This window comes from Paenibacillus sp. FSL M7-0134, assembly GCF_038007865.1.
Lineage (GTDB): Bacteria > Bacillota > Bacilli > Paenibacillales > Paenibacillaceae > Paenibacillus > Paenibacillus polymyxa_B.
In genome coordinates this window covers 2,082,414-2,098,738 of sequence record NZ_JBBOXV010000002.1, presented here as the reverse complement: position 1 = coordinate 2,098,738, position 16,325 = coordinate 2,082,414, and the positions used below count along the sequence as shown (strand labels likewise).

General features: G+C 51.1%; 1 protein-coding gene (only partly in view). It reads right to left on the bottom strand.

The window, feature by feature from the left end:
* On the bottom strand, positions 1-16,325 hold the start of the coding sequence (locus tag NSQ58_RS25160; protein ID WP_341058403.1) for a non-ribosomal peptide synthase/polyketide synthase. 26,032 nt of this gene lie to the left of the window's left edge; only the first 16,325 of its 42,357 coding nucleotides appear in the window; its start codon is at positions 16,323-16,325; its stop codon lies off the left edge, out of view.

Below are 16,325 nucleotides of genomic sequence, written 5' to 3'. Positions count from 1 at the left end.
TGTGGCGGTAATGCTTCGCCACTGGCAAAGACATGGCGCAACGTACCCAGCTTCGCTTGCATCACTTCCCGTGGCTGCTGCTCTACATATTCCAGGAACGCATGCAGCATGGAGGGTACAAAGTGCATCGTGCTCACGCCATCGCGGGCAATCGTGTCGACGATGTCTTCCGGGTTCTTTTCCCCACCCACCGACAGCAGGCTTACCTTTGAGCCGACCAGCGACCACCAGAACAGCTCCCACACCGACACGTCGAACGTGAAGGCCGTCTTTTGCAGAATCGTATCTTCCGCACTCAAGCCGTAACGATCATGCATCCACAAAATCCGATTTAGCACAGAATGGTGCTCCACCATCACGCCCTTCGGTTTCCCCGTGGAACCGGACGTATAGATGACATAGGCTACATGGTGTGGTCCGGCCAGTGGCTCCAGATTCGAGCCATCTTCGTGGTAAATGTCCTCGCGATCCAGCACCAGCACCTTGCCGTCGAAACTCAGTGATGCTTGCTCCGCCAGATGCGATTGCGTCAGAACTAGCTTCGCGCCCGAGTCCTCCAGCATAAAGCGGATACGATCCGCCGGATAGTCTGGATCGATGGGCACGTAGGCTCCGCCTGCTTTGAGGATCGCGTAGATGCCTACGATCATGTCCAGCGAACGGTGAACCAGTATGCCTACAGGCTGATCTGGTTCAACACCTTCCGCACGTAGCGTCCGAGCCAAACGGTTGGCTCGCTCACTCAGCTCCGCGTAGGTCAACGACTCCGCTCCGCATAGTACCGCCACTTGCTCCGGTGTGTTCGCTACCTGCTGCTCGAACAGCACACTTAACGTCTGATCCTGCGGATAGGCTGCCGCCGTATCCCCCCAGACCTGAACGATCTGTGCCTGTTCTACCGGTGTTACCAATTCCAGCTCATTCAAACGGATATTCGGATTGTCCACAATTTGTCCGATGACATGGTCGATATGCCCCTGGATACGCTCCATGGCAGACCGACTATACACCAGAGCATTGTATTCAAGCAGGATGGAGATATCCTCGTCAGGCACGACAATCAGGTTGAAATCGTAGTTGGTTTGCTCGGCAAGTGCCACATTGGCAATAGAGAAGCCATTTTGTGCTCTTGTCTCACCGGAACCGCCCATCTGCTTCATCTGTTGCCCGATCGGGTAGTTTTCAAAGACCATAATGTGATGAATCAGGTCTTGTTTTTGTGCAGTCAGTGCCTGAATGTCGTATAACGGGAACGTGTCATAGACACCAGAGGCCAAAGCCTGTTCCTGTGTGCGCTGCAATACTTCTGCAAATGTAGCATCCGGTGCACTGCAAATACGTACCGGAATCGTGTTGATAAACAACCCGATCATATTCTCCACACCCGGAATGTCTGCTGGACGACCGGATACCACACCACCAAATACAACATCCTGATGATTATTGTATTGCTGTAAAATAACGCCCCACACGCTTTGCAGCAAGGTGTTAATCGTGACATGTTGTTGCTTAGCCATTTGGTTCAATGCCGCGGTCCGTTCTTTACCCAACATAAACGGCAGCTTTTCTGAAACATAGCCGGAATGGGAACCCGCACCGCTTCCGTCTGGTTCTTCATCCCGTGCGACTACAGAAGCTTGTGCGTTCTCACCAGGCAACAAGGTTTGCTGCTCAAAACCCGCCAAATAGTCACTCCAATAACGGGTCGCTTCCTGTGCATCCTGATCTTCCAACCATTCGATATAGTCACTATACGGCTTGACAGGCGCGAGCTCTGGCTGCTTGTGCTCCAGCAGGGCAACATATGCACCAAACACTTCGTCCGTCACCAGCGACAGGCACCAGCCGTCCATCACAATATGATGGAAGCTCCATACAAAACGGTAGGAGCTATCACCCGTGCGGAAGACGGTTACGCGCATGAGCGCATCCTTGCCTAAATCAAAGTTTTGAGCTTTATCCTGGGCCACAAATTCAGCTACAGCGTGCTCACGCCCTCGGACATCCTCATAACGGAAGCTCGGATTTTTATGACGATAGACGATCTGCAACGGTTGACCATACCAGCCGCTGTAGAAATTCGTCCGTAATATAGCATGCCGGCTAACCAGCAGCTTCAAGCTTTCCTCGAATAGGGACGGCTCCAAGTGGCCCTCCAGATCAAAGGTCGCCTGCTCAAAATACACGCCTGTTTCTGCATTCATCAGACTATGGAACAGCATCCCCTTTTGCATGGGGGTTAACGGATACATATTTTCCAATTCCCCAACCGTCTTGGTCTGCTCCTTAATCGTATCTAATTGCTCCAGGGTCAGACCTTTTAGCAATACATCACTTGGAGTCAATTCGGTCCGCTCCTGCGTAACACAATGCTCGATCATTTCAAGCAGGTTGGATTTTAACAGATTAGCCAGCATGTGGACGGTGTCCTTACGAAAGGCTTTGCCGTTATACCGAATGCCCAGTTCCAGGATGCCGTTCGTTACGATTCCGCTCACATCCAGAGCATATTTCATCTTCGTCCGGTCACTAACGACCGATCCAATCGAGTAAGGAGACCAACGCATATCGCTATTTTGCAAGTCCTGATCAAACTGGCCGAGATAGTTAAAGCTCACTTGTGGCTCGACAAAAACTTGATATTGACCAAGGTGCTGTGCATCTGCTTGCTGACCAACGGCTTGGCCGGATTCACTCAAATATCTCCAGATTCCGTAGCCCATTCCTTTATTCGGAATATGACGCAGACTCTCTTTGACCTGTTTGATGTGTCCCGACAAGGCGTGATCACGACCGATGTCCAGCAATACCGGATATTGACTCGTAAACCAGCCTACCGTACGAGAAATGTCCATATCCGGCAAAATATCCTCACGTCCGTGTCCCTCCAGGTTGATCAGGCTGCGTTCATGGCCGGTCCATGTGTACAGCATCATGCCCAAAGCAGTCAGAAGCAGATCATTCACTTCCGTGTTATATGCGCGGTGTGCTTGCTTCAACAGCCGTTCAGTCTCTTCTTCCGTAAGCTGGACGACCACTGTATCCGTGTCAGCCAAGGTAAATGGCTCAGCCTGCGCTTGATCCTCAGGCAAACGTACTTGGTCAGCCCAAGCGGCAGCGTTCAGTTGCTCCCAGTAGGCGTGTTCACTGTCCATAGCTGTGCTATTCGCATAGGTGGAAAGTTTTTGTGACCAGGAACGGAAGGAATCCGTTTTGTCCGGCAGCTGAAGCACTTCCTGATGAACAGCCTGTTCATAGGCAGTAGCCAAATCCTCGAACAAAATACGCCAGGATACCCCGTCCACCACCAAATGGTGAATTGCCATCAGGAGATGATCCCCGTCTGCACAGTGGAACAAACCAGCCTTTAACAGCGGCCCTTCATGCAGTTGGATACTGCTTTGAATTTCGGTGGATTTCGCTTCAATTGCCGCGCTGAGCATGACTTCATCCGTCAAATTGCTAAAGTCCAGCACGTCCAGGTGATACAGCTCGCCTTCCTGTATTCTGCGGTTCCATGCTTTATAGCCTTGCTCGGTCTTGCTGAACACCATCCGCAGAGCATCGTGGTGCTCCGTCAGCTTGATAAGCGCCTGACGCAGAGCAGCTTCGTCAAACCCCTGCTCCCGGTGCAGCATAACGGCCTGATTAAAGTGATGCGCATCCACTTGCTCCTGTGCAAAGAACCCGTGCTGGATCGGAAGCAACGCCGTTTCTCCGCTCACTTCTCCCTGATCTGCCATACGACTGACCTCGTGCATATGCGGTGCCAGGGTTGCGACGAGGGGATAGCGGAACAAATCCTTCATGTCCAGCTTGTAGCCTGCCTGGAACGCACGGGACACGATTTGAATCGCCTTGATCGAATCGCCGCCCAGGTCAAAGAAATTGTCCAACATTCCGACGGTTGGCACGCCTAGGACGGATTGCCAGACCGCTACGAGTGCCCGTTCCGGTGCAGTGCGCGGCTCTACATAATCTGCTCCGCTTTGCAGGCTGCCTTCCGGTGCTGGCAGGGACTTGCGGTCGGTTTTACCGTTTGGTGTCAGCGGCATCTGCTCCAACTGAATGAAATACGACGGCATCATATAGCTTGGCAATTCCCGCCCCAGCTCATGTCTCAGCTCACCGGGGCCAAGCTCTTGACTCGCGACGTAGTACGCCACGAGCTGTGTTTGGCCCGTTTCGTCCCCACGGGCCATGATGACCGCTTCTTGTACCGACTCCACCTGCAACAGCTGCGATTCGATCTCGCCCAGTTCGATCCGGTAGCCCCGGATTTTGACCTGATGGTCCATCCGCCCCAAATATTCAATGTTGCCGTCCGGCGTCCATCTCGCCAAATCGCCTGTATGGTACATCCGCTCATGGCCTGCCTTGCCACCAGCAAATGGATTATTTACAAATTTCTCAGCCGTCAGTTCTTCACGTTTCCAATACCCACGGGCTAATCCTTCCCCTGCAATACATAACTCGCCCGGCACACCGACTGGCTGCAACTCTCCACTCGCATTCATGATATAGATTTGGGTATTCGCGATAGGACGTCCGATATTAATGTCTTGAGCATGGGTCAGTTCCTGTACGGCCGACCACACCGTCGTTTCTGTAGGTCCGTACATGTTATAAATGCGGGGACCGTTTATTTCTTGCAGTGCTGTGAGCAGCTTGGACGGAAGGGCTTCACCCCCGACCATAATGACCTTCACGTTTCGCAGCGCGCGGGAACCTGCTTCATGACCCAGCAGCATTTGCAGCCGGGATGGGGTCATTTGCAACATCTCAATAGAATGTTGAGTAATCAACTCACCAAGCGCCTGAGGATTCACCTGATGCTGGCGGTCGCCAAGCACAACAGACATTCCACCCAGCAGGGGCAGGATGGTTTCCAAGACGAAAATATCGAATGAAATGGTCGTGAGTGACAAAATGGTTTGGCTCGTTTCAAAGTCAATGGCTTCACGCATCCCGGTAATAAAGTTGAGTACCGAGCGATGCTGGAGCATAACTCCTTTCGGATTTCCAGTCGAACCCGAGGTATAGATGACGTAAGCCAAAAGCTCTGGGCGGGCAATCGTCTCCAGGTTGCTACTTTCTCCCTGATACAATGCGGCATCCTCAAGAAACATGGTATGGGCATGGCAATGGTGCTCTTCTGCCAGCTCACGACTGGTCAGAAGCACTGCGGCCTCGCTGTCTTCCAGCATGTATTCAATACGAGAGGACGGAAATTCGGGATCGATTGGCACATAAGCACCACCTGCTTTGAGAACGGCCAGGAGACCTACAATCATTTCCACTGAGCGCTGCACCATCAGACCGACCAGCTTGTCAGGTCCTACTCCCTGGGCTTGAAGCATTCGGGCCAATGAGTTTGCCCGTTCATTCAGTTCCCGATAAGTCAGACTCTGATTTCCAAACACCAATGCCACTTGGTCTGGCGTACACTCCACCTGATCCTCGAACAGCTGATGGATCGTCTGTTTGGACGGAAATGCACAAGCAGTGTCATTAAATGCCGCTGTAATCTGTTGTTTTTCCGCTGCTGTGACCAATTCCAACTCTTCAACCCGAACATTTGGGTTGAGCGAAATTTGCTCCAGGAGGCGAGTAAAATGTCCATACAGACGCTCAATGCCTTTCCGATCAAAACAGAGCGTGTTATACATAAAGCGAATCTTTATGCCTTCTCCCGGCATAACGGCTACGTTCAGATCGTAGTTGGTTTGCTCTGTAGCCACCACATTCGAAATCGTGAACGGTTCCTGTCCTTGGCCTCCCAGCTGCTCTACCTGCTGCTCCACCGGATAATTTTCAAATATCATAATATGATTGATTAAATCCTGCTTCTGCTCGGTCAGTGCCTGAATTTCATACAGCGGGAACGCATCATAGGCATTGGACGCCAGCGCTTGCCGCTGTGTTCGTTTCATCAGCTCGTTAAAGGCTTCGCCCTCTTCAGACTGCACACGCACTGGAATCGTATTAATAAATAGCCCGATCATGTGCTCCACACCTGGAATATCGCCTGGACGACCAGACACTACGCTACCGAACACGACATCCGAACTGTTGTTATATTTTTGCAACAGAACGCCCCATACGGTCTGAATCAACGTGTTGACCGTCACCTGATTTTGCTTCGCCACCCGTTCGATCTGAGCAACCAGCTCCGGCTGGAAGTCACATTCCAGATCTTCAGCAACATATTCCCCATCTTGCATCGATTTAGGCTGTGTTTTTTGCTGTGGAAGCGTAATTTGCTGCTCATAATCAGCCAGATACCTGCTCCAGTATTGCAGGGACGCCTCACGGTCCTGACGCTCCAACCATTCAATAAATCGACTAAACGGCGTGACAGGCTCCAGCGTTGGCTCATGACCCGCACGCAGTGCCAGATAGCTACCGAATACCTCCTGTGTCATAAAGGACAAGCACCAGCCATCCATCAAAATGTGATGGAAGCTCCAAACAAAGTGGTACGTATCATCCCCGGTTTGCAAAATGGAGACACGAATGAGTGCATCCTCTGCAAGATTGAATCCTTTCGCTTTATCCTCGATGACAAAAGCTTCAACACAAGCTTCTCGTTCCTCTTTTTCTAGTCCGCGCAAGTCTTCATAATATAATTGCCCGCTACGATTACGGAAGACGACCTGCACAGGTTCATCCTTCCATGAACTGATAAAGTTCGTCCGTAACGCCTCATGACGCTGTACGAGCAAATCAAAGCTTTTGCTGAAAGCAACCACATCAAAACGTCCATTCAATTCAAAGGTTGCCTGCTCAAAATAAGCTGCCGAACTCTCATCCATTAGACTGAAGAAGAGCATGCCCTTTTGCATCGGCGTCAAAGCATACACATTTTCTAGTTCACCCATATCTTGTGTATCTTTCACCAATTGCTCCAGCTCGTCCAGCGTTACATGTTTTAACAAGACATCACTTGGGGTCAACACCGTTCTTTCCTGCGCAATGCAATGGCTAATCACCTCACGCAAGCCGGATGCCAGTAGTTCTCCAAGCCGTGCAATCGTTTCGTGCCGGAATTGTGTGGTACCGTAGCGAATAGTGAACATCAGCTCGCCATCCTCGATTAATCCATTGATATCTAGTGCAAAATCCATAGCCGCGTTCGTGCCAACAGGCACACCAATGGAATAGGAGGAAGGCTTCAGATCGTTGCCTTTATAATCCTGATCGAATTGGCCCAGATAGTTAAAACTGATCTCAGGCTGAGTCTTTAACTGCACGCCTGCTTTCTCCAGAACATTCATATCTGACAGGTATCGTAAAATACCATAGCCGATGCCTTTTTGCGGAATATGACGCAGCCCTTCCTTGACCCGTTTAATCAGCCGAGCGGTATTTCCACCTTGTCCCAGACTTCCATCCAGTACAACCGGAAATTGGCTCGTAAACCAGCCGACTGTGCGCGTAATATCCACGTCGGGTACAACGGCTTCCCGTCCGTGGCCTTCCAAGTTAACCAGCACCCGTTCGGAACCAGACCATTCATACACGGCTTTGCCGAGTGCGGCCAGCAACAGATCATTCATTTCCGTGTTGTATGCGCGATGAGCTTGTTTGAGCAGCTGCTCGGTTTCCTGCTTCGTCCAGCGGACCGTCACAACCTCACTGTCTCCAAGCAGTGCATTGTCATTCGCAAAATCCTTCGGCAAAGGCTTCGCAAGACTGGCTTCTGCTTGTTCGATATGCTGCCAGTATGCGAGCTCCCGCTCTATCGTCGCACTATTCGCGTAGGCTGACAGCTGTTTAGCCCATGCCTGGAACGAATCTGTTTTATGCGGCAGTCGAATAGCTGTGCCTGTTTTACCTTCAACGGCCTGCTCATAACCAGATGCCAGGTCCTCCAGTAAAATACGCCACGATACACCGTCCACGACCAAATGATGAATGACGATTAGCAAATGATCGCCCTCAGCGCAATGGAACAGACCGAGCTTCACAAGTGGACCCTCGCTCAAGTGAATGCTTGCTTGAATTTCACTCGCCTTGGCTTCTACAGCGGTGGATTCGTCTTCAACTCTGCTAAAATCTACGATGTCCAGCGTGTATAGCTCGCCTTCCACCACACTGCGGTTCCAAGCGGCATAGCCTTGCTCCGTCTCACGGAATACAGTGCGCAATGCGTCATGATGCTGGACAATGCGTTCCATCGTACAGCGCAGCGCGTCGACGTCAAAGCGCCCGGCTCGATACAGCATCATCGCCTGGTTGCTGTGGTGCAGGTCTACCGGCTGTTGCTCGAAGAACCACCGTTGAATGGGTGTCAGATCTACCTGGCCTACTGCCTCTTCCTGACTGGCAATCTTGCCATCTGTACGAAGCAAAGGACTGAGTGACGCTACCGTCGGATTGCTGAACAAATCCTTCATGTCCAGTCGATACCCTGCTTGCAGCAAGCGGGATGATACTTGCAGCGCTTTGATCGAATCGCCGCCCAGTTCAAAGAAGTTATCCTGCGTGCCTACCGTTTCCACGCCCAGCACCCCGGCCCACACTGAAGCTAAAACCTGTTCTACCGTAGTACGTGGAGCCACATAGGCTGCGCCGGTATGGATGCTTCCTTCCGGTTCCGGCAAGGCCTTGCGGTCGATTTTGCCGTTGCTCGTCAGCGGGATCATCTCCAGTCGCATCAAGCGTGCCGGCACCATATGTGCTGGCAGTCCGGCTTCCAGCTCCGCCTGTACCTCCTCGATCCGAAGCTCCGCTTCTCCCGTGATGTATCCGCACAAATACTTGTGTCCGCGTTCGTCCGTCCGGTCGATGACTACCGCTTGACGCACACCCGGCACCCGCTGAATTGCCGTTTCAATCTCGCCCAGCTCGATCCGGTAGCCCCGAATTTTCACTTGATAGTCCATCCGGCCGATAAAGTCCACATTGCCGTCTGGCATCCACCGCGCCAAGTCACCTGTGCGGTACAATCGTTCACCCGGTACATACGGATTTGCTACGAATTTCTCGGCCGTCAGATCCGCACGGTTCAGGTAGCCCCGTGCTACCCCGGCACCGCCAATGCACAGCTCGCCCAGCACACCGATCGGTACCGGATTCAGCTGGCTGTCCACGATGTAGAAGCGCGCATTCAGCCACGCCTGACCAATCGGCACACTGCCGCTGTCCGGCAGCTTCGACAGTTCTTCGTCGTAGAAGCTGGAGTCGATTGCCGCTTCCGTGACTCCGTAGCTGTTCATAATGCGAATATCTGCGCCAAACCGTTCCTGCAGCACCCGATAATCTGTCACGTTGCAGCTATCCGAGCTGGTAATCAGCAATTCCAGACTGCTCATGTCCAGTCCCTGTTCATGCACATGCTGCATAAACGGTACAATCAAGGCCGGGGTCGATTCGAACACCGTAATCTGATATTCGCGAATCCAGCCGTATAGACGGCTTGGGTCAATGCGATCATCTTTCGGACAGATGACCATTGTGCCACCGTTATAAAGCGTCCGCGCGATATCCCCGACGAATACGTCGAAGGAGAAGCTTGCCAATTGCAGCAGCCGTACCGGGAACTGGTTCAGACGGTAATCCCGGCGATACGCCGCAGCTGTATTCACCAAGCTGCGATGCTCAATCATGACGCCCTTCGGACGTCCCGTTGTCCCGGACGTGTAGATCACGTACGCCAGATCCTGCGGCTCATTGATGTGCTCCACATCCGTGGGATCCCCGGTGTACAGCGACTCATCTTCCAGCGCCAGCACGGCATGCAGACGCAAGTTCGCTGCGGATTCGGATGCTGCTTCGCTGTCAGATGGCGAATCTGATTTCAAGCTTAATCCCTCATTAAGGCTGTCTCTTTCCATCGTTTCAATGCTAACCGCCGTTTCCAGCTCACCCTCAGCCTTTCCTTCGGCCAAAGCCCATCGGCTTTCATTCAGCCATGCTTGGGCACGCTCCTGCAAACCTGTTTGCGTAAGCAGCACCGTAGCACCGCTGTCCTCCAGCATAAAGCGGATACGGTCAGACGGATAATCCGCATCTAAAGGTACATATGCACCTCCGGCTTTCCATACCGCCAATACGCCGACCAGCATGTCCACCGAGCGCTCGCTCAAAATACCAACAATGGATTCACGCCCAATGCCTTCATTCCGCAATCTACGAGCAAGTTGGTTCCCACGCTCGTTCAGCTCGCGATACGTAAGTTGCCGCTCCTCGTATACAACTGCCACGTGATCCGGCACAAGCTGCGCTTGTTCTTCCACATAGGCGTGGAACAACCCTTCTGATTGCTTTTCATTACTCCATGCAGATACGCCCACTGATCCAAAACCGTCGATGATTTTCGCTTTTTCCGAAGCAGTCACCAACTCAAGCTCATCTACCAGCGCATCTGGTCTGTTAATCGCTTCTTCAATAATATGCAGCAAATGCCCGCGGATTTGCTCTATAGCTGTACGTTCCAATACTCGCGCGTTGTACTCTAAATGGACATGAATTTCATCACCCGGCACAACCGTAATGTTGAAATCATAGTTCGTTTGCTCCGATACGGAAGCATTTGTAATCGTAAAACCATTCTCACCACGGCTACCCATTTGCTCCATACGCTGTTCCACTGGGTAGTTTTCAAACACCATAATATGGTTCACCAGGTCCTGTTTTTGCTCTGTCAGGGCCTGAATTTCATACAACGGATAGGTTTCATAAGCACGGGAAGCCAGTGCCTGCTCCTGTATCTGCTTCATTAACGCAGCAAACGTAATATCTTTCTCACTGTGAATCCGTACAGGAACCGTATTAATGAACAAACCAATCATTTTGTCTATGCCCGGAATATCCGCTGATCTGCCGGATACGACACTGCCAAATACAACATCCCGACTGTTGTTATACCGTTGCAGCACAACGCCCCATGCTGCTTGCAGAAGGGTGTTGACCGTCACTTGCTTTTGCTTAACCAGCTTGTTCATCCGTTCCGTCACTTCGCGGCCCAGTGTAAACGAAAGCTTGTCCGCTTCATATTCTTTAGCGTGACCGTCCAGCTGTTTTGCCTGCGGCAATACCGTCTGCTGCTCGAAACCAGCAAAGTAATCACTCCAGAACCGTTCAGCCTCCGCGTTGTCCTGTCGCTCCAGCCATTCAATATATTCGCTGTATGGCGTTATCGGGACAAGCTCCGGCTTGCGGTCTTCGAGGATGGCAAAGTACGTATTAAATGCTTCCCCCACAACCAGGAACAAGCACCAGCCGTCCATCAAAATATGGTGGAAGCTCCATACAAAACGGTACGACTCCTCGCCTGTACGCAAAACAGACACCCGCATCAGCTCGCCTGAGTTGAAATTAAAGCCTTCGACTTTGTCACGCTCAGCAAAATCAGCAATGTATGCGTCCTGCTCTCCTTGTCCCATTGAACGCACATCTTCAAAACGGAACCCGGCATGTTTGTGGCGGTACACCACCTGTAAAGGCTGCTCATTCCAGCCGCTATAAAAATTAGTTCTGAATATTTGATGGCGATCCACCAGTTGATTTAAGCTTTCGGCAAAAGCCTCCACTTGAAAGCTGCCTTGCAGATCAAATGTCGCCTGCTCAAAGTACGCCCCGGATTTCGGCTCCATTAAGCCGTGGAACAGGATGCCTTTTTGCATGGGTGTGAGCGAATAAATGTTTTCCAGTTCTCCCGCAACAGCCGTCTGCTCTACAATATGATCCAGCTCTCCAGCCGTCAGTCCTTGGAAGGACAAATCGCTTGGCGTCAGCTCTGGCAACTCTTTTTCCACACAGTGAGCCAATACCTCACGCAAGCTCTCCTGAAGCAGATCAGCCAGCTTTTTGATTGACTTTTTCATGAACGTTTTGTTGCTGTAGCTGATCGTCAGCTCCAGTGCACCGTCCATGATCATGCCGTTGATATCCAGAGCATACCGCTTGGTTAACGTGTCACTAATGGAAGCTCCGATGGAATAAGGAGACATGCGAAAGGCATTATTCTTTAAATCCTGATCGAATTGTCCGAGATAGTTAAAGCTGATTTCCGGCTCGCTGATAAAAGGGGCTTCCCCTTCCCTGTCAGCAAGATATCTCAAAATCCCGTATCCAATCCCTTTATGCGGCAAACGGCGCAGTCCTTCTTTGACGTTCTTGACACGCCGTCCCACATTCCGATCCTCGCCCATATCGAGTACAACCGGGAATTGGCTGGTAAACCAACCGATCGTCCGCGTAATATCCACATCCGGCAAAATGGCTTCCCGTCCGTGACCCTCCAGATTTACAAGCACCTGACGGATGCCTGCCCACTCCTGAATTGCAGTGCCCAAAGCTGTCAGCAACAGGTCGTTTGCTTCCGTATTGTAGGCACGATGAGCTTGTTTCAAGAATTGTTCCGTTTCTTCTACCGTCCACGCTACTGTCAGTGTCCGATCATCGCGAAGCTGTGGCTTAGCCTGAGATTTACGAGTGTAATCTTTAGGCAAGGATGTCTGACTCTTCCCTGCTTGCTCAATCTGCTCCCAATACGCACGCTCATTCTCCAACGCTCCACTGTTCGCATAAGCGGATAGCTGATCTGCCCACAGACGGAAGGAATCCGTTTTGTTGGGTAAACGGACAGACTCGCCCTGTAAAGCCTGCTCATAACCGGATGCCAAATCCTCTAGTAAAATACGCCAAGACACGCCGTCGACCACAAAATGGTGGATCGCTACCAACAAATGGTCTCCATCGGTGCAACGGAACAGACCCAGCTTCACCAAAGGGCCTTTATCTAGACGGATACTGCTTTGAATTTCGCTGGCTTTGTTCTCCAGCAAATGAGCAAAGTCAGACTCATTTGTAAAATCAACCACTTCGAGGCTGTACAATTCTCCTTCTTGCACGCCACGGTTCCATGCTTCATACCCACCGTCCGCATTTTGGCGGAATACGATGCGCAAAGCATCATGGTGCTCGACAATGCGTTGCAGTGCCTGACGAAGCGCCGTTTCGTCCAATCGATCCTCACGATGCAGCATCAGAGCCTGGTTATAGTGTTCAGGATTGGATGGCTGCTGTTCAATGAACCAGTGTTGAATCGGTGTCAATGCCACGTTTCCACTGACTTCTCCTTGATCGGAAACACGGCTCACCCGCTGCACTCGTCCATTCAGCTCAGCAATCGTCGGATACTGGAATAACTCCCTCATTTCCAGCTTGTAACCATTTTGCAGCAGTCTTGAAGACACCTGGATGGCCTTAATCGAGTCGCCCCCCAGATGGAAAAAGTTATCCACCACACCAATATGCTCAATACCAAGTACAGATTGCCACACAGACACTAGCGTACGTTCTACCTCATTACGTGCCGCTACGTAATCCTCACCGGAATCCACGCTTCCTTCTGGTTGCGGCAATGCCCGACGATCCACTTTGCCATTTGGTGTCAACGGCAATTGCTCCAACTGCACAAAATATGACGGTACCATGTAACCCGGCAATTCTTGGCTCAAGGCGCTTCGCAGCTCGCTAGCCGCGATATTCGCAAGGGTGACTACATATGCACAGAGCTGCTTTTGCCCCTGCTCATCCTCACGTGCAATGACGACGGCTTCTTGCACCGCCTCCAGCTTCAGCAGCTGTGCTTCCACCTCGCCCAACTCAATCCGGTAGCCCCGGATTTTCACCTGTGCGTCAATCCGTCCTTTGTATTCCAACGTCCCGTCCTCATTCCAGCGCACCAAATCGCCTGTGCGGTAGCAGCGCTCTCCGCTGCGGAACGGGCTGTCTACAAACTTTTCAGCCGTTAAATCCGGACGGTTCCGGTAGCCACGTGCCACCCCGTCGCCGCCGACGATCAACTCCCCCCATGCCCCGACAGGCTGAAGCTGCATGGAACGGTCTACGACATACGCTGTGGAGTTGTGAATCGGACGCCCAATCGGCACCGCTTCCAATTGCACGCTGGCAATCGCTTGAGTTGTAGAAAAAGTTGTATTTTCTGTCGGCCCATAGCCGTTAATGATCCGCAGGGACGGATGAGCCTCCAGCACCCGGTTAATGTGCGGTACGGACAGCACATCACCACCGACCAGCAGTTCTTGTACCCCCTCGAACAGCTCCAAGTCCTGCTGAGATAGCTGGTTAAAGAGCGGCGCAGTCAGCCACATTGTCGTGATACCATGGTTGCGCACGGCTGCCTTGAGCTTTGGAGCGTCCAAAATGACATCCTGACTTACCAGCACGAGCTGTCCACCATTCAATAGCGCACCCCAAATTTCGAAGGTGGACGCGTCAAAGACAACGGCGCCAGTTTGCAAAATGCGTGTATCAGCATCTAATTGCGCATAGTTTGTACTTTTCACCAAACGCACGACATTGCGATGTTCTACCATAACCCCTTTGGGCTGTCCGGTCGTGCCCGAAGTGTACATCAAATAAGCTAGTCGGTTTCCAAATTTACGTTCTTGTTCTCCAGCAGTGCTGTCTACGACAGACGAGGATGATTCATTTAAAATCTCATTTTTCAGATTAGTATAATCGGTATAATCCGCATGATAAGCCTCGTTTTGCTCCCAATGTACGGTATTCAAGCCTTGGTCATTCTCTGCCCCGTACACCTTAGCATCGCTCAGATCCAGTACGATTCCGGTGTATTCCTCCAGTTGCTGTTCTGCATGCTGCACCAGCAGCAACTTCGCCCCCGAATCTTCCAGCAGGTAACGGACACGTTCAGCCGGATAATCAGGGTCAATCGGCACATATGCGCCGCCCGCTTTGAGAATCGCCAACATGCCGACAATCATATCGGTGGAACGCTCAGCAACGATACCTACAGTTTGCTCGGCGGTAACACCGTGTCCGCGCAACGTGTGAGCCAGTCGATTTGCTTTTACATTCAGTTCGCCATAAGTTAAACGGGCATTTCCGAACACGACTGCTGTCTGATTCGGTGTACGTTCAGCCTGTTCCTCAAACAACTCATGAATGCCTGCTTCGTGTGGATATTCCACCGCAGTAGCATTGAATACGTCGACGATTTGTGCCCGTTCTTCCTCACTGATCAGCGACAATTCCTGTATCCGCTTGTGTGGGCCCTGCACCATATGCTCCGCCACACTCAAAAATTGTCGAATAATTCGAGCAATTTCCTGTTCACTAAACAGCTCGGTACGATAATCTAGGTACAGCACGAGTCTATCGTCATCCAGCATTTCAACCATGTGAATATCGAAGTCGTTCACCGTATCTCCGCAGAAATCGTTATCTACCTGCTGAATGGCTTCATCAAACCGGGAGAAACTCAATGTACGATACTGGATGGAAGCACCAAACAGACGCTGAATGTCCAGACTGCTTTGCTGTTCACGCAAATCCTGAATAATTTTGTTGTATGGGTAACGCTGATGCCGCAAAATGGACGCCTGCTCCTTCCCTACACCTTGCAAGAAGGTCAGCAGTTCGGATTCTGGTTCGACTAACAGACGCGTAGCCACGGTGCTGACGAACATACCGATGGTATCCTTTTCCTTCTTAGACGTACGGTTGGCATAGAGTGTCCCCACGGTTAGGTCCTGCTCTCCCGTCACTTTATGCAAATAAATATACAGAGCTGCCAGGAAGAACGTGAAAATACTAATTTTATGTTCCTCGCAAAAAGCCGTAACACCACGATACAACTCATGTTCCAGTATAAAGCTCTCCCGGCGTGCAGTTGTGCTCAGTGTCAGCGGGTTATATGATTTCAAACCTGTAGTCTCTGGCAAATCGGCAAACTTTTCTGTCCAGTACGTTTTATCCTTTTGGTAACGGTCTGATTGCTCATAGCTTTGCTCTACCTGGATAAAATCCAGATAGGGATTGCCTTTGGTCGGTGCATCTTGACCTGTACCATGCACAATATCCATATAATGTCCGGTGATTTCATTAATGGCCTGATTCATGGACACGCCATCTGAAATAATATGATGCATTTTAAAATTAAACCATGTTTCTTCTGCTGCGAGCTGCAAGATAACAAATCGGTACAGCTGCGAATCCAACAATGAGAATGGCTGTGGATTATGGCGCTTTAACCATTCCTTTGCTTCTTCCGGGGTAACTTGGAGCGTTTCTATACTTTCCGCCGTAAACGGCTCTACATATTGATATGGAATCCCATCCTGAGCAGTGATCTTGATACGGAAAGAATCATTTTGGGCAATCACCCGGTTCATTGCTTGTTGCAAGGCATCTATACGAACAGTTCCCCTGATTTTTACTGTTGCAATAATTGTTGATGTGTTCCGATTAGGATACAGAAGCTCCGTATACCAAATCCGTTGCTGTGGCTGGCTTAGCGAAAACAATTGAACATCTTGCTGTGTCAT